Source organism: Burkholderia alba, assembly GCF_034721475.1.
Taxonomy (GTDB): domain Bacteria; phylum Pseudomonadota; class Gammaproteobacteria; order Burkholderiales; family Burkholderiaceae; genus Burkholderia; species Burkholderia alba.
On record NZ_JAWJWL010000005.1, the window covers coordinates 148,711 to 164,952 of the forward strand.

The 16,242-nt window shown below is 67.5% G+C and carries 13 protein-coding genes; 1 reads left to right on the plus strand and 12 read right to left on the minus strand.

All coding sequences use genetic code 11. The features are described 5' to 3' along the window. Nucleotides 1-43: 43 nt before the first annotated feature. Nucleotides 44-673 (plus strand): acyl-homoserine-lactone synthase, encoded by a 630-nt coding sequence (locus RZR99_RS07265; protein WP_323119068.1) that lies wholly within the window; start codon nt 44-46, stop codon nt 671-673. A gap of 42 nt (nt 674-715) precedes the next feature. Here the strand turns inward: RZR99_RS07265 and thrS are convergent, their stop codons facing one another. The 12 genes from thrS to RZR99_RS07325 form a co-directional block, all read right to left on the minus strand. After that, nucleotides 716-2,623: a threonine--tRNA ligase gene (gene thrS / locus RZR99_RS07270; RefSeq protein ID WP_323119069.1), complete on the minus strand. Its 1,908-nt coding sequence runs from the start codon at nt 2,621-2,623 to the stop codon at nt 716-718. Nucleotides 2,624-2,725: 102 nt separating this feature from the next. Continuing rightward, nucleotides 2,726-4,156: a chorismate-binding protein gene (locus RZR99_RS07275; RefSeq protein WP_323119070.1), complete on the minus strand. Its 1,431-nt coding sequence runs from the start codon at nt 4,154-4,156 to the stop codon at nt 2,726-2,728. Then, a complete protein-coding gene (locus RZR99_RS07280; RefSeq protein WP_323119071.1) occupies nt 4,146-4,724 on the minus strand; it encodes a hypothetical protein in 579 nt (192 codons plus the stop codon). The genes RZR99_RS07275 and RZR99_RS07280 overlap by 11 nt, the downstream gene beginning before the upstream one ends. A 33-nt stretch (nt 4,725-4,757) precedes the next feature. Continuing rightward, nucleotides 4,758-5,552 carry an SDR family oxidoreductase gene (locus RZR99_RS07285; RefSeq protein ID WP_323119072.1) on the minus strand — a complete coding sequence of 265 codons (795 nt, stop codon included), beginning with the start codon at nt 5,550-5,552 and terminating at the stop codon, nt 4,758-4,760. After that, nucleotides 5,549-5,809, minus strand: a complete 261-nt coding sequence (locus RZR99_RS07290) for a phosphopantetheine-binding protein (RefSeq protein WP_323119073.1) — start codon at nt 5,807-5,809, stop codon at nt 5,549-5,551. The genes RZR99_RS07285 and RZR99_RS07290 overlap by 4 nt, the downstream gene beginning before the upstream one ends. Beyond that, nucleotides 5,809-6,471 (minus strand): isochorismatase family protein, encoded by a 663-nt coding sequence (locus tag RZR99_RS07295; RefSeq protein ID WP_323119074.1) that lies wholly within the window; start codon nt 6,469-6,471, stop codon nt 5,809-5,811. Before RZR99_RS07295 ends, RZR99_RS07290 begins: the two co-directional genes overlap by 1 nt. A gap of 61 nt (nt 6,472-6,532) precedes the next feature. After that, a complete protein-coding gene (locus RZR99_RS07300; protein WP_323119075.1) occupies nt 6,533-8,170 on the minus strand; it encodes a (2,3-dihydroxybenzoyl)adenylate synthase in 1,638 nt (545 codons plus the stop codon). Then, a complete protein-coding gene (locus RZR99_RS07305) occupies nt 8,167-12,336 on the minus strand; it encodes an amino acid adenylation domain-containing protein (protein ID WP_323119076.1) in 4,170 nt (1,389 codons plus the stop codon). The genes RZR99_RS07300 and RZR99_RS07305 overlap by 4 nt, the downstream gene beginning before the upstream one ends. A 7-nt stretch (nt 12,337-12,343) precedes the next feature. Next, nucleotides 12,344-14,098 carry a thiamine pyrophosphate-binding protein gene (locus RZR99_RS07310; protein ID WP_323119077.1) on the minus strand — a complete coding sequence of 585 codons (1,755 nt, stop codon included), beginning with the start codon at nt 14,096-14,098 and terminating at the stop codon, nt 12,344-12,346. Beyond that, nucleotides 14,095-15,417, minus strand: a complete 1,323-nt coding sequence (locus tag RZR99_RS07315) for a hypothetical protein (protein ID WP_323119078.1) — start codon at nt 15,415-15,417, stop codon at nt 14,095-14,097. Before RZR99_RS07315 ends, RZR99_RS07310 begins: the two co-directional genes overlap by 4 nt. A 36-nt stretch (nt 15,418-15,453) precedes the next feature. Continuing rightward, on the minus strand, nt 15,454-15,732 hold the full coding sequence (locus tag RZR99_RS07320; protein ID WP_323119079.1) for a chorismate mutase: 279 nt from the start codon (nt 15,730-15,732) through the stop codon (nt 15,454-15,456). A gap of 48 nt (nt 15,733-15,780) precedes the next feature. Continuing rightward, nucleotides 15,781-16,242: prephenate dehydrogenase dimerization domain-containing protein (locus RZR99_RS07325; RefSeq protein WP_323119080.1), on the minus strand; the 462-nt coding region annotated here is incomplete at its 5' end.

Here is a 16,242-nt window from a genome sequence, read left to right on the forward strand (position 1 = left end):
CACTCCCTAAGAATAGGCGCACCTTTGTTGAACGGGAGTTGGCATGAAACCGCTGATCAAAATCGGGCATCGCGACGTATTTCGCCCGGATGAACTTCACGAGATATTTCGGCTGCGCGCCCGCGTATTCAGACAGCGTCTGAACTGGGATGTCGATGTGTTCGACGGCATGGAAGTCGACAGCTACGACGCGCTGGAGCCTCGATATCTGACGGTCCGCGCCGACGACGGCCAACTGTGCGGCTGCTGGCGCATCCTGAGCACACAAGGCCCGTACATGCTGAAGAATTCATTCACGCACCTGCTGGGGGATCAGCCCGCGCCGAACGCTCCGGACATCTGGGAGTTGAGCCGCTTCGCGCTCGCCAACGAAACCGCGTCGCGCCGGTTCGGTTTTTCGAATCCGACCGTGATGTCGATCGCAAGCGTGCTCTCTTATGCGCATCGATCGGGCATCACGCGCTACGTCACCGTGACGACTCCGGCCATCGAGCGGATGCTGCGCCATCTCGGCGTCGCATCCCGCCGCTTCGACCGGCACGGCGACGCGGATGCATCGACGCCGATCGCGCTGTGGATCGACGTCGCGGAGTCCTTGTCGCATCTCTACCGGATCCCGGGCCTCGCCGCCGCGCTGCACGAACACGATCACACGGCGGCCGAAGCCGCCTGACCGGACGTGTGCCGTCGAACCGCCCTGACCCTGCGGCAATGCTCAGGCGGGGCGTTCGTCCCGCACCCGCGCCGCGAACGCGTCGATCGTCATCGTGCCGAGGTCCTCGCCCGAATGTGCGCGGACCGATACCATGCCCGTTTCCCGTTCGCGCTCGCCGACGACCAGCAGGTAAGGTACCTTCTGCAGTACGTGTTCACGCACCTTGTAGCCGATCTTCTCGTTGCGGACATCGACGTCGACGCGCACGCCGTGCCCGATCAGCGCGCGACGCACGTCATGCACGTACTCGCGCTGCGCGTCGGTCACGTTCAGCACCATCGCCTGGATCGGCGCGAGCCACACCGGCAGTTGCCCCGCGTGGTGCTCGATCAGGATGCCGATGAAGCGCTCCATCGAGCCGACGATCGCCCGGTGCAGCATCACCGGCGTCTTGCGCTCCGAGTGCTCGTCGACATACTCCGCGCCGAGCTTCTCGGGCATCAGGTAGTCGGCCTGGATCGTGCCGACCTGCCATTCGCGGCCGATCGCATCCTTCAGGTGGTACTCGACCTTAGGGCTGTAAAACGCGCCTTCGCCCGGCAGCTCCTCCCACTCGACCCCGCACTTGCGCAGCGCGTCGCGCAACGTATTTTCGGCCCGGTCCCAGACGTCGTCCGAACCCAGGCGCAACTCCGGCCTCAGCGCGATCTTCACCGCGACGCTGTCGCTGTCGAAGCCGAAATCGCGATAGATCTTCATCGCCTGCCGATGGAACGCGGCCACCTCGTCCTCGATCTGCGCTTCCGTGCAGAAGATGTGACCGTCGTCCTGCGTGAACGCGCGCACTCGCATGATGCCGTGCAGCGCGCCCGATGCCTCGTTGCGATGACAGCCGCCGAATTCGCCGTAGCGCAGCGGCAAATCGCGATAGCTGCGCAGCCCATGCTTGAAGATCTGGATGTGACCGGGACAATTCATCGGTTTGAGCGCATATTCGCGCTTCTCCGATTCGGTGAAGAACATGTTCTCCTTGTAGTTGTCCCAGTGCCCGGAGCGCTTCCACAACGACACGTCGACAACCTGCGGCGCCTTGACTTCCTGGTAACCGCATTCGACGTAGACCCGCCGCATGTACTGCTCGACCGCCTGCCAGACGTTCCATCCCCGCGGATGCCAGAACACCATGCCGGGCGCTTCTTCCTGAATATGGAACAGGTCGAGCTGCTTGCCGATCTTGCGGTGATCGCGCCGCTCCGCCTCGGCAAGCTGATGCAGATAGGCCTGCAGATCGGCGTCGTTCAGCCACGCGGTGCCGTAGACGCGGCAAAGCATCTCGTTATTCGAATCGCCCCGCCAGTACGCGCCCGCCGTTTTCATCAGCTTGAACGCGCGCAGCGCGCGCGTGCTCGGTACGTGCGGCCCGCGGCACAGATCCGAGAATTCGCCCTGCGTGTAGATCGTCAGGCGCTCGTTCTCGGGGATGCTTGCGACAATCTCCGCCTTGTACGTCTGGCCCCGGTCGGAGAAGAACCGGATCGCGTCGTCGCGCGACAGCTCGGCGCGGGACACGGGAATGGCCTCGGCGACGATCGCGCGCATCTCCGCCTCGATGCGCGGCAGATCGTCTTCCGACAGCGGCGGCGAAATCGCGATGTCGTAATAAAAACCGTTTTCAATGACCGGTCCAATCGAGAATTGCGCGGCCGGATAGAGCCGCTGCACGGCCTGCGCCAGCAGGTGCGCGCACGAATGGCGAATGATCGGCAATGCGTCCGGATGCTTCTCCGTCACGATTTCCACTGTCGAATCGGTGCCGATCAGATAATCGAGGTCGACGAGTTTGCCGTCGATTTTGCCCGCGAGCGCCGCCTTGGCGAGCCCGGGGCCGATATCCGCCGCCAATGCGGCCACCGTCACGGGGTGGTCGAAGGCGCGCTTGCTACCGTCGGGGAGAGCGATTGAAATCATGGGAGTTGAATAATCGTGAAAATTGCATTACAGACGCCGCATCAATGCGACATCCTCCGGCGAGTTGCTGAAACTATCATATATCCCGTGCATTTTCGAATGTTATGTGCGCTCGAACGCGGCGTTCTCGAGGAATGGACGCATCTTGCTGCTCGTTTCCAGCCATTCGCGATACGGATCGCTACCCTTGACAATGCCGCTGCCCGCGTAAATACGCACTTCGCGGCCCGTCACGCGCGCGCTGCGAATCGCCAGCGCGAAATCGGCATCGCCGGCGAGCCGGATCATCCCGAGCCCCCCCGCGAAGAAACCGCGGTCGATGTGCTCGAAGCGACGCAGCCGCTCTCCGCACAGGCCGATCGGCTTCCCCCAGATCGTGGCCGGTGGATAAATAACCGCCAGCACGCCGAACACGTCGGTATCCGCGCGCAACCGACCAGTCATCTTGCTGCGCAAGTGTTGGACGTAGCCGAGATCCAGCACGTCGCGCGCATGGTCGACCGTCAGCGTGCCGGGCACGCACACGCGGCCGAGCGCATCCTCGAACATGCGAGCGGCGGTCTCGTGCTCCTCGATTTCCTTCGCATCGCTCAGCAGCTCGTTGCGATAGCGGGTATGCCGGTCAGCCATACCGCTGCCCTTGCGCGTGCCGGCCAGCGGCTCCACGCAGACCTCGCCGCCGGAAACGCGCACGAGCGTTTCCGGCGAGATGCCGATCCACGCATCGCCGCCGTCCCAGCGAAACAGGTATTCGTAGCGATTGGATTGCTGCCGCGCAACGGAATCGAGCAGCGCCAGCGGACAGATGTCGCCGTCGATCGCGAGGCGTACCTCGCGCCCGATCACCACCTTGTCGCGCGCCTCTCCGGACATCTCGCCGATCATGGCGACAAGGCTGTCGATGTAGGCCGGCGCGTCCGGCACGTTCGTCCGCGCGCTCACGCGCCAGCCGCTCGCCGGCTCGTCGGCGGCGGCCGACGAGCCGGCGAGCGCAGCGGCCGCAACGGGCGCGTCGTCAGGCGTCGCGACGAGAAAGCCGCCCATGTCGCTCAATTCGATCGCGATACGCGGCACCGTGAAGCGCGCGGGCTGGGCCAGGGTGTCCGGGCGGGTCGCGCACTGCCAGCCGCCGAGCGCGGCCACATCCGGCAGCCGGCGTCCGGCCTGACGAACCAACGCCGACAGCCGATCGAAAATCTGCCGATGGAATTCCGTGCTCCAGTCAATGACGAAGCACGATGACGACAGCACGCGTCCCGCCTCTCGCAGCGACACATGCATCGTATCGCCCTCGCGCCGTGCGTCGATCTCGAGCGCACTGCCAATGGCGACGATCGTTTCGGGGCCTCGGGTGGTTTCGCGGCTGAACACGCACAGGAACTCCCGCGCGTAGTCCTCGCGCAGCCCCGCGAGCCGGCGCGCGAGCCTGATGGCAAACGGCTTGAGCGCGCTACCGGTCACGACGGCCGGAAGCGGCGCACGAACGAGCGCCGCCAGATCGAAATCGGTCGCGAATTCACATTCAACGCTCATGATGCCCCCGGGTGCCGTGAATGAAGTGACTGCATGCCCGCAACGCCGCCTCGAAGCCCCCCGCCACCGCGACACCGTTCAGCGAGCGGCCGCAGCGGCGATGCAGCGCCTGCGTCCAGGCGACATCGCCCTCGCCGTCGCGCGCGTCGTAGAGCCAGACGGTGCGCAGCGGTACGTCGCGCAGCCCATCGAGCGTTTCGTACAGATCCGTCTCGCCGTCGCCACGCGCCGCGATGCAGACCAGCGCCTCATGTCCCGCGGCGGCGGCTCGCCGGGCATGCTCGGCGATCGCGTCGGCGGAGGTGCCGCGGGGTACGCGCAATGCCGGCGAATCCCCCGGGGCGGCCCCCGCGTCGCCGCGCAGTACGGTCATGCCCGACATGAATGCCAGATAGCGCTGCAGCGTGTCGACGGCGCATCCGTCCAGATCCGGCGCGTCGCCCTCGACGGCCAACGCGATCGCGCCGCCGGCCGCCAGCGCCTGCGCCGCGCGCGGCCATGCGCCATCCGGCACGGCCGTGCCCGTCGTCCATCGCAATGACAACATCTCGCCGCTTTCGTTCGTCATGCTTGTCCTCGTCGCCAATATCATCGGTCCGCTTCAAAAAGTCGCGCCGCCATCCACCACCAGCTCGCGCATCGTGATGTGGCCAGCCTCGTCGGACAGCAGGAACGCAATGCTCTGCGCGATATCGCGCGCCGTCGCGATCTTGCCGAGCGGGATCCCCCCGCGAAACATGGCCGGGTCGCCCGCGATCGAGCGCGCGTCGCGCTCAGGCCCCGTCCCGGCCACCTCGGCCAGCATCGGCGTATCGGTGGAGCCGGGCGACACGACGTTGCAGCGAATGCCGTACCCCGCCAGTTCGAGCCCGGCGCAGCGGGTCAGCATCGCGGCGGCGGCCTTCGACGCGCAATAGGCGGTCAGATTGAAGCGGGGCGTCGCGCCGGCGTTCGATGCGACGGTCACGATCGCGCCGCGCCGCCGCGTCGTCATGCGCGCGGCCGCCGCCTGCGTCACGACGAGCGTGCCGAAGGCATTGATGTCGAGCATGCGCCGCCATGCGTCCGCGTCCGTGGACAGGAATGCGCCCGCCGACAACACGCCCGCCGCGTTGACGAGACCGTCGATCGGCCGCTCGTCGTCGAGCGCCGCGATGAGCGAGCCGATTGCCTGCGCATCGCGGATGTCCGCCACGTGCGGGCGGATGCGGCGCGCGGTGGCCGGATCGAGTGCGCCGCACCACGCGTGCAGCGCATCCGCCGCGACGTCGAGCGCGTGAACATGGGCACCCTCGTCGGCGAGAAGCCGCGCGGCCGCCTCGCCGATGCCGCGCGCAGCCCCCGTGACGATGAAGGTTCTGTCGGCGAAACGCCCGTCCGAGTTCGCCCCGTTCACGCGCCCCCCTGCTCACGGGCCTCGATCAGCGCCCACCAGTCGCCGAGCGTGCGCCGCTCGGCCAGTTCGCCGAAGCCAAGCTCGGTGCCGAGCTTGCGCCAGCCGTCGATCAGCAGCAACAACCGTAGCGAATCGAGGCCCGCCTCGAACGGATTGAGATCGTCGGACAGGGACGAGACGTCCATGCGTGCCGCAGTCGCCACGTCGGCGAGGAAGCGCGCGCGGGTCAGTGGGGATGTCGTCGAGGACGCCGTCATCACACCATCTCCTTCGCTTCGCCGCGCGCCCGCGCAAACTCGGCGCACAGCGCATCCGTCGTCAACACGCGGCCGGCCAGGCTGGCGACATAGTCGATCGCGAGTTGATGGTGCTCACGGGAGAAATCCCCGAGTGCATCCGCGACGAAGAACGGCTGAATGTCGGCCATGAACGTTTCCGTCGCGGTCACGAGGCAGCCGATGTGCGCATAGACGCCGCACACGACGAGCTGACGCGTATCCGCCGCGCGCAACCGGTCGAGAAAATCGCTCTTCGCATAAGCGCTGTAGCGGTGCTTGGTCATGACGACGTCATGCGGACGCGGCGCGAGCGCGTCCACAATCGACACGTCCTCGTCGCGCGACGAGAGGCCCGGCCCCCAGACATCGCACAGCAGCCCGCGATCCTCCGGGCGCTGGTCGCCCGGCTGTGCCGTGTAATAGACCGGAATGCCGAGCGCATCGCACTGCGCGCGAAGCCGGACGATCCGGCCGACCAACCGCTCGACGAATTCGACCGATTCGTAGCCGCGCAGAAAATAGCGCTGCATGTCGTGGATCAGCAGCGCCGTATGGCCCGCATCGACGCGCCAATTCGCGCCGGCGCGCTGCGACGCCGGTTGCACCGGCGGATCGTAGTGTTTGATGCTGGGTAATGCCATGACGAATCCCCTTTCGTGATGACCCGCCCCGCGGCGGGCAATGTTCCGTTAGACGCGCGGCTCACGCGACCCCGAGCGCGGTTTCGTACTCGGGTATGAAGCGCGCGCGCAGCACTTTCTTGTCGATCTTGCCGAGCGTCGTCTTGGGCAGCGCGGGCACGATCCGCACCATGTCGGGCACCTTGAACGAAGCCACGCCGCGCTCGCGCACAAATGCGCGCAGTTGACCGGCAAGCGCGCGCGCGTCCCTCGTCTCGCCCGCGACGACGACGAACGCGCACGACACCTCGCCCAGGTAACGGTCCGGCAAGCCGACGACCGCCGCCTCGCACACGCAGGGGGACGCCAGCAGATGGGACTCGATCTCCTCGGCGGCGATCTTCTCGCCGCCCCGGTTGATCTGATCCTTCACACGCCCCTCGACCACGAGGTAGCCGTCGGCGCGCCGGCAGACACGGTCGCCCGTGCGGTAATAGCCGTCGCGCGTAAACGCCAGCGCCGCCTGAGGCGACGCGCGGAAATAGCCGGGAATCGTGTAAGGGCCGCGCACCAGCAGATGGCCGGTTTCGCCGTCCGGCACCGGCCGGTCGTCGTCGTCGACGATCGCGATCTCATCCGCGATGGACATCGGCAGCCCCTGCGTGTGCAGCACCCGTTCCGGAGGATCGCCGCGCCGCGTGTAGGCGACCATGCCTTCCGTCATGCCGAACACCTGCTGCAATTCGCAGCCGAAATGCTCGAGGACGCGTGCCGCGACATCCGGACTCAGCGCCGCGCCGCCGATCTGCACGAAATCGAGCGCGGCAAACGCGCGCGGCGGTGTGGTTTCGAGCCACGCCTGGGCCAGGCCCGGCACGAGCGACGTGAACGCCTCGCGGCCGGGCTCGAGGAACGCCAGCGCGTTGAGCGCGGCGTGCCCGCTCGGCTCGCGCAGCATCACGATGCACCCGCCCGCATGAATCACGCCGAGCACGCCCGGCGAACTCATCGTGAAATTGTGCGCGGCAGGCAACACACAGAGATAAGCGGTGCGCGCGGACAGTTCGCACACGTCGGCGCTGCGCCGCACGCTGTAGAGGTAATCCTCGTGCGTGCGGACGATGAACTTGGGCAGCCCCGTGCTGCCGCCCGACAGCATCACGAGCGCGGCGGCGCTCGCCTCCGGTTCGGGGTGCCGTGTCTCGGCGCCATATAGCGACGCGTGCGTGCGATAGCGCCCCGCCTCGCCCACCACGAACACGTGCCGCACCGTATCGACCGCATCGATCAGCTCGGCGGCGATGGGCAGGTAGTCCGTGGCGAAGATCCGATCCTGAATCCAGTACCCGACGGCTCCCGTGCCGGCCGCGACATGCTTGAGTTCGCCGATCCGGTCCGAGGGCAACGCCATGACCGGCACCGCGCCGATTCGCGCAAGCCCGAACAACGCCTCGACGAACTCAATCGAATTGGGCAACTGCACGACGACGCGATCGCCCGCGCGCAGGCCCGCCGCCGCCAGTCCGTTCGCGATGCGATCGACCGTCGAATCCAGCTCGCGGTATGTCACCCGCCGCCCGCCGTCGAGGACGGCCGGCGCGTCGGGCCGCGTAAGCGCGGCGCGACGCAGCATCGCGCCGAGTGTCTCGCCGGTCCAGAAGCCGTCGCAACGGTAGCGCTCCGCTTCCGGATAGCGAGGAAAATCGTCGAAAGTCGTCATATGCATTGCTCCGCGATGTCGCGGGCGGCGGTCCATGCGCCCGCCGGTTGATCGGGAAGCGCGTCGAGGCATGCCCTGCGCGACGCGGCTCCGACGACGATTCGCCAGCCCTCCGGCACCGGCGCGAAGGTCGGCCACAGCGAGTACGCGCCGATGTCGTTCGACAGCAGATAGTGCTGCTCGTCTTCATCGTCGAACGGATTCAGGAACGCGCGCAGCGCCTGCCGGTCACGCTCGGGTGCGCTCGATGCCGGCAACCAACGCGCGGCGAGCAACCCGGCCAGCGCGTCGGCGTGCTCGGTGACGAAGTAGTGGCCGCCCTCGGGAATCACGTCCAGGTCGACCGCGTCCGAGTAGCGCAGCCAATCGCGATAGCGGCGCGCGTAATCCGGGGTCAGCGGATCCCGGCCTCCGATCACGACATGCAGCGGCACGTCCAGCCGCGAAAGGCCACGGGCCTCCGCGGCGAAGAACGTCGCGGCCTGCATCGCGTCGTGCTTGGTCATCCGCGCGATCGCCGCCAGCGTGTCCGGGTCGAGCACGTCCCTGAAGCCGCCGATCTGCCGCAGGAAGTCGACGATGTTCTCGCCGGTTCGCACGCCCACCTCGGCCAGCACGGCATCCGCATCCTCGTCCAGCAGCATTCCGCCGATCGCGAGGCCGCTCACGTGCGTGCCGGCGTCGATCAGGCGCCGCGCGAGCGCGAGCGCAAGCGCGTTGCCGGCGCAGTGGCCGTAGACGACGATCGGCGCTACCGCTTCCGTGCGCAGCGCATCGACCGCGCGCGCGATCACCGTGCCGAGATCGACGAATGCCTCGTCGGGCGCCGCCGGATCGTGTCCCGGCAATTGCAGCGCCGAGCAGGCGAACCCGTCCGGCAGCGCCCGTGAAAGCTCGCGATACGACAACGCACTGCCGCCCGCGAACGGTACGCAGACCAGATGCACGCGCGCGTGGCCGGGCCGTTTGAAATGATGAAGCGCACGGTTGCCCGCTTCGCTGCCGCCTTCGGCGCGCGCCGTCCTCAGATAGTCGGCGCACGCGCGAATGGTGGGCGCGTCGAACAGCGCCATCACCGGCATGTCGAGTGCGCGCGCCACCCGGATCGCCTTGATCGAGTCGCCGCCGATATCAAAGAAATTGTCGTCGATGCCGATCGCGATGCCGCCGCACTGCTCGCGCCAGAGATCGACGATCTGCTCGTCGAGCGCATCGCGCGGCGGTTCGACGACGCGCGCCGCTTCCGTCGCGATCTCGGGCAACGATTTACGGTCCACCTTGCCGTTGCGGGTCATCGGCAGCGCATCGAGCGTTCCGAATGCCGCGGGCACCATGTAGGCGGGCACGCGCTCGCGCAGATAGTCGCGCAGCGCTTCCGCCTCGATGCGCCCGCCGCGGCGCGCAACGACGTGCGCGACGAGCTGCGCATCGCCCACCGCATCCCGCCGCACGGATACGACCGCATCCGATACCGACGCGTGCTCGCGCAGCCGCGACTCGATCTCGCCCATTTCGATCCGATAGCCCCGGACCTTCACCTGATGGTCGGCTCGCCCGACGTATTCGAGCACGCCGTCCGCATGCAGGCGGGCCACGTCGCCGCTGCGATACATGCGCGTGCCTGCCGGGCCGTGCGGATTCGCCACGAATCGCACCGCATCGAGATCGGGGCGGTTCAGGTAGCCCTGCGCCAGTCCCGCGCCCGTCACGTACATTTCCCCGTACGCCCCCGCCGGCACCGGCCGCAGCGCGTCGTCGAGCACGACGATTCCGAGGTCGGCGTAGACCTCGCCGATCAGGCTGCCGCGTCCGACGTCGACATCGCGCTCGTCGATGAAGCGATAGGTCGCGTTGATCGTCGTTTCGGTGATGCCGTACATATTGAGCAGACGCGTGCCGCTGTCGCGATGCCAGTCGAACCACGGCTTGAGCCGGCTGAGGTCCAGCGCCTCGCCGCCGAAGCACTGATATCGAAGCCTGAGCCCCTGACGCAACGCCGGATTGTCCGCCTGCGCCTCCATGAAGCGATAGAACGCGGACGGAATCTGCCCGAACACGGTGACGCCTTCGCGCACCACGAGTTCGAGCAGCGCATCCGGCGCGCGCGTCGTCTCCGGCGGCACGACCACCAGCCGACCGCCATGCAGGAGCGCGCCCCACATTTCCCATACCGAAGCATCGAACACATACGCGTGGCACATCGTCCACACGTCGTCGTCCCGGTAGTGGAACCATGCGTCGGTCGCTTCGAAAAGCCGGATCACGTTACGGTGCGTGATCTTCACGCCCTTCGGCTTGCCGGTCGAACCCGACGTAAAGATGATGTACGCGAGATCGTCCGCACCCGGCGCCATGCCTTCGTCGCGCGACGGTCGCGCGGCTGACGCAGCGGAAACCGCCGCGATCGTCTCCGCTGCGTCGAGCACGACGAGCCGGCGCCCGGATGCGTCGATCTGCCCGGCAAGCCCGGCCGTCGTCACGATCAGCGCGGCGTCGCAATCGTCGATGATCGCGTGTATCCGTTCGCGGGGCGCGTCGGGATCGATCGGGACATACGCGGCACCGAACTTCAGCGTCGCGAGAATCGCGACGATCGCGTCCAGCGTGCGCGGCAGCAACAGCGCGACGCGCAGGTTGCCGCGTGCGGGGACGATCGCCGCGACATGCCGGGCGAGCCGGTTCGCCCGCGCATCCAGCTCCGCGTAGCTCAACGTCGTATCGCCGAGGGTCACCGCGCGCCCGTCGGGGCGCTCCGTCGCCCGTCGTTCGAATACCTCGACGAGCGTCGCGCCGAGGCTTCGCTCCACCGGTTCGGGCACGCGCGCGCCGGCGCCGTCGCCGGGCAAGCAGGCATCGAGCTGCCCGACCGGGCGCTTCGCGTCCGCAACGAAACCGCCGGCGAACGCAACGAAACGCTCGATCCAGAGCACCAGCTCGTGCGGCCGGTACAGCGCCGGATTCGCCATCCCGACAATCGATAGCGATCCGGTCGTCTCGCCGCGCTGGATCATCAGCGACAGATCGTCGGCCGGCCCCGCGCTCACCACGCGCGCCATCCCGGACGCGGCGCCGAAGGCGATCGGATCGCTATATACGTCGACGTTGATCTGCGGTCCGGTCAAACGCCGCTTGTCGCCGATCAGATGACAGTCGCGGCGGATGTCCTCCGCGCGATAGCGTTGATGGCGCCGCATGGCAGTGAGATCGGCATCGGCCGCGGCGACCAGCGCGCCGCTCGACGCGCCGGGGCGCACGTCGAGCGACAGCGGCAGGACGTTCGCCATCGTGCACGGCACCGACGCGGCAGCGCCGCCCAACCGGTTCATCAACGGCAGGCCGATCGTGATGTCGCGGCGGCTGGTCGCCCGGCCGACAAACGCGCCGAACGCGGCGACCAGTACGCTGACCCAGTGTGTCCCGCACTCGCTCGCGAACCCATGCAGCCGCTCCACGAACGGCGCCGGCAGCGGCAGCGTATGGCACACCGCGATCTCCGCCGGCAACGCGGTGCCGGCGCACAGCGCCGGCACATCGTCCAATCCCTTGCAGTACGCCTGCCAGTACGCGCGGTCGGTTTCGCAGGCGGCCGATGCCCGGTACGCCCGCTCGTCCTCGATCACCCCGGCGAACGGGCCGAACGACGGCGCGGCCGCCTCGCGGCCGGCCGCGAGCGCACCGTAGACGTGCGCGACGCGACGCAGAACCATCGACAGCCCGAAGCCGTCAAGCGCAATGTGGTGGCTCTTGAGATACACATAGTCGCGCGTGCCGGTCCTGAGCAGCGCGGCATGCACGAGGCAACCCGCGGATAGATCGATCCGGCGGCGCACATCGGCCGCCATCCACGCGTGTGCGGCCGAATCCGGCTCGGGTTCGGCGCGCAAATCGCGCACGACGAACGCGACTTGCGCGCGCGCGGCGAGTATCTGGCCAACGACGCCTTCACCGTCCGGGTCGCTTTCCACGAACTGCATCCGCAGGCAGTCCGCCTCGTTCGCCGCGACGTCGAACGCGCGGCGCAGCGTATCGGCATCGAGCGCCGCGTCGAGGCCGACCTGGGTCGCGACGTTGTATGCGCTGCTCGCCGTGTCGAATTGGTGGCCGATCCAGATGGCGTTCTGGGCGGCGGTCAAGGGCAGGATGTCTACCTGATTCCGTGCTTGCATGGCTGCGTCATGCCTCCGTGATGGAGCCGCTCGAGCGCGGCGGCGACAGATGGTATTGGGCGCCGACAGCGCCGAAGAACTGCTCGCAAAGCGTCGAGCGGGTGTCCGGCGCGAAGCGCGCGTCGATCAGAACCGGTTCGTCCAGCGTGTCCGCCCATGCGAGCAGACGCTCGAGGTCGGCAACCGTGTCGGCCCGCGCGCTTTGCACCCCGAGATAGGCGCCCATGTGGATGAAATCGGTGGCGGGCAGCGCGGTGAGCGGCGCATCGTCGGGTTGCGACGACAGGGACGTCCAGCGTTGGTTGTTCAGCACGACGACGATCGGGCTCGCGCCGAACCGGCGCGCGTGCATCAGTTCCAGTCCCGTCATCTGAAACGCTCCGTCTCCGACGAGCGCGATCGGACGCGACGCGCAGCCGAGCTGCCAGCCGATCGCGCCCGGCACCCCGATGCCCATGCTCATGTACAGCGACGAAGTCAGCACATCGCGAGGTTCCATGCCGAGCGACATGAAAAACGCATCGCCGCAATCGGCGACCAGCACCCGCGAAGGCTCTCGTTCGAAATACCGGCGCATCGCCGCGACGAACACGTCGGGCGTCAGCGGCGCGGCCGGATCGGGCGGCGGGGCCGGGTTGCCCGGCGGCACCGGCGCGATGGCGGGCCGCGCTTCGCGAATCGGCGCCACCCTGTCGACGACGACGCATTCGACCAGCGCATCCACGAACGCCGGCGTGCCGGCGGCATACCGTTCGCCGGCGACACTCACCCACCCATCGTGCGCGTGGATCAACGCGCCGGCGGGCACGCGGCCGGCCAGACCCATGTTGACGTCGGAATTCGGCTCGCCGATCACCCACAGGCAATCCGATGTCTCGACGAGCGTCCGCGTCCCGGCGGACGGCGACGCGGGACCGGCATAAACGCCGCGGTAACCCGCCACGGTCGGATCGAGCACCTGGCGCGACATCGGGCTCGCGACCCAGTCGAGCGCAAGCCGCTCCACGAGCGCCCGCACTTCGCCGGCAAGCCCGAAGCGCTTGATCTCGAGTCCCGGCGCGAACACCGGCGCGCGCGCGGCGCACGACAGCGCGAGCGCGGCACGCGCCGCGGCACGGGCCGCGACACGCTCTTCCGGGCCGCCGCCCACCGTGCGCACTATTTCGCGATGCGCCGGACGGTACGGCACCTCCAGACGGTACAGATCCCGCGGCAGCTCGACATACACCGGGCGGCTGGCGTCGCGCGCCACCGCCACCGCCCGGGCAACCTGAATGGCCACGTCGCGCGGATCCGATACGATTTCCTGATGCACGGTCAGTTCGCGCATCATGCGCAGCTGCGTACCGTGATCGACGATCGTATGGTGCGGAAATACGTGGTCGCCTCGCTCGCGTGCGCCGGGCGCGCCGCTGATCACGACAATGGGCACACGTTCGACGTAGGCCTGCGCGATCCCGTTCATCGCATTCATCAGGCCGACGCCGTAGGTAAAGCACACCGCCGCCGGCCGGCCGGCGGCCAGGGCGTTACCGAGCGCGGCCAGCATGACGCCGTATTCGTGCGACAGGGTCCGCAGCGACAATCCGGGCACGGCGAGCCACTCCCGGCATAGCTGCATCGTGAAATCGCCGGGAATGCAAAACACGTCGCCGATGCCCGCGTCGACGAGTTCGCGACCGACGATCCGCCCGACGCTCACCAGTTCGTCGGCAAGCGATGCTGCGCCGTCATCCGGCCGTTCGAACGCCGGCATGCTCATCGCATCACTCCCTGGCGGAGCGAGGCGCGCAGTTCGTCCGTCATTCCGCCGTCGAACGAAAACGCGAGCGGCGAAAGCGGGAAATCACCGAGGAACGTTTCGACTTCGGACGCGACGTCCTCGGGCGTCCGCTCGCGCGTGCATAACGCGGCGATGAAGCCGGCGACCGCTTCGAAATCGCGTTCGACCATTCCGCGGCGCGTCATCGCCTGAACACCCAGGCGAATGCCGTGTACGCCCGGCTTGCCGGGCAACTCGATATTCGTGGTCCGGATACCGCCGCGATGCAGCACGTCGCGGCACATCTCCAGCGCCGCTTCCGGCGTGCCGACGCTGAAATGCACCTGATGCGTCTCGGTGAAGCCGAACGATTCTCCGGATACGTCGAGGCCGCGCGCATGCAAAGCGCGCGCAAGCGCGGCCGCGTTGTGCACCACCTGCGCCGCATAGGCCCGGCCGTATGTCTCGATCTCCTTCAGCGCCACCCACATCGACGGCAACTGCTCGGCATGGCAATTGCTCTGGATGTTCGGACACACCCAGATCGACGTATCCGTCAGCAACGGATGCTCCGCCGAGCCGAACGCGACGTAGGCTTTCTGCGGGCCGGCGATGGTCTTGTGCGTATTGCCGTGAACGACATCGGCGCCGCAGCGCAGCGGCGAGTCGAACCAGCCTCCCATCACGAGCCCGCCATCGTGGCTCGCGTCGTACGTCAGGGTGCAATGCGAGGGCAATACATCGCGGATCGCGCGCAGCGGCTGCCAGCGCAGCTTGAACGACTGGTCGAGAATCACGATCCGGATACGCGGATGGGCATTGACCAGCGTCGCGAGACGGTCGACATCGATCAGCAGCGTGTCGGGATCGACGGGCAAGTGGAAGATTTCGATGCCGGCCTTCGCCGCGAGCGCCTCGAGCGCGAAGTGCCCACCGTCTCCGTGCGCGAAATGCACGAAGCCGTCGCCCGGCTGGCACGCCGCTAGCATGAGCGCCTGTTCCGCCGCCGATCCGCCGTTCGGGCGCCAGTCGAAAGTCTGGGCATGTAGCAGCGACTTGCCGAGCGAGCGCACGCGGTCCGCGACGGCGTGCATGTGCCCCGGTTCCGGGAAATGCCACTCGCCATCCGGCACGTCGAACGGAAACGACACATGATAGAACGCGCCCGCCGTCGAGCCCGACGTCAGGCGCACAAGCTCGCTGGGATAGTTCTCGTTCGCCGTGAGGCTCAGCGTCGCTTCGCGGTACCGGTAGTCTGCCGAGAAGATGTCGTTCAGCACGGTGGCGGCCTCGAAGGCGCCGGTCGGTTCATGTTTCATGGGAGTGTCTCTTTCCGTCAATGAAGGGATGAAACGTCAGTCGGAATTGCGTATTGCCTCGTATTCGATGCGGCAGGCCTCCCCGATGATCAGGTCGTACAGCTTGTCGACGAATTCGCCATGCAATGCCAGCGCCGCCCCGCGAGCGCGGCAGCGCGCCTTGACTTCGTCCACGCGGCCCGGCTGCATCACCGGCGTCGCGCTTTGCTGCTTCAATGTCGCCACCTGGCGCACCAGACTCAGGCGCGCGCCCAGCCGGTCGATGATTTCGTCGTCGAGCGCATCGATTCGTTGTCTCACATGATTCAGCGACATAAGGATTCCATCCTGTGGCGTGAAGTAACGGCGAGCCGCGGCGAAAGCTCAGGCGGACCGGCCGACGAGATCGAAGATCCGTTTGCTGAGGTCGACCGTGTCCGGCCTCGGCCGCACGAGCAGCGCGTCGACCCGCGCGAGCGTGTCGCGAAACGCCGTCACGTCATGGGTCGCGCAAGTCTGTTCGAGGCGGGCCAGCGCAGCAGTGAGCGCATGCCGTGCCTCGCGCGCATAGGGGTTCTGCGTCTGGATTTCCCAGTAGACGTCCGGGTGATTGCGGGTCATCCGCGCGAGCAGCGCGAACATCACGCGAAACGGCGGCGACGCGAGTGCGAGCAGCGCGTCGATATCGAGCGACGCATCGCACAGCACATCGCCGAACGCCAGCACGGCGCCGTGCACGAGCGTCTGAAGCGTCGCCATCAATCGGTCGTGCGCGCGCGGATCGGTCGGCACGATCACGAGCTCCGCGCGACGGAGCACTTCGAAGAAGGCCGCGGCGCGCGGACC

Bases quoted from the DNA above. Each gene is read 5' to 3' on its own strand.
- RZR99_RS07290 (WP_323119073.1), bottom strand. From the start codon at position 5,809: ATGACGGCGTCCTCGACGACATCCCCACTGACCCGCGCGCGCTTCCTC.
- thrS (WP_323119069.1), bottom strand. From the start codon at position 2,623: ATGATTTCAATCGCTCTCCCCGACGGTAGCAAGCGCGCCTTCGACCAC.
- RZR99_RS07310 (WP_323119077.1), bottom strand. From the start codon at position 14,098: ATGAGCATGCCGGCGTTCGAACGGCCGGATGACGGCGCAGCATCGCTT.
- RZR99_RS07280 (WP_323119071.1), bottom strand. From the start codon at position 4,724: ATGACGAACGAAAGCGGCGAGATGTTGTCATTGCGATGGACGACGGGC.
- RZR99_RS07275 (WP_323119070.1), bottom strand. From the start codon at position 4,156: ATGAGCGTTGAATGTGAATTCGCGACCGATTTCGATCTGGCGGCGCTC.
- RZR99_RS07315 (WP_323119078.1), bottom strand. From the start codon at position 15,417: ATGAAACATGAACCGACCGGCGCCTTCGAGGCCGCCACCGTGCTGAAC.
- RZR99_RS07320 (WP_323119079.1), bottom strand. From the start codon at position 15,732: ATGTCGCTGAATCATGTGAGACAACGAATCGATGCGCTCGACGACGAA.
- RZR99_RS07295 (WP_323119074.1), bottom strand. From the start codon at position 6,471: ATGGCATTACCCAGCATCAAACACTACGATCCGCCGGTGCAACCGGCG.
- RZR99_RS07305 (WP_323119076.1), bottom strand. From the start codon at position 12,336: ATGCAAGCACGGAATCAGGTAGACATCCTGCCCTTGACCGCCGCCCAG.
- RZR99_RS07300 (WP_323119075.1), bottom strand. From the start codon at position 8,170: ATGACGACTTTCGACGATTTTCCTCGCTATCCGGAAGCGGAGCGCTAC.
- RZR99_RS07265 (WP_323119068.1), top strand. From the start codon at position 44: ATGAAACCGCTGATCAAAATCGGGCATCGCGACGTATTTCGCCCGGAT.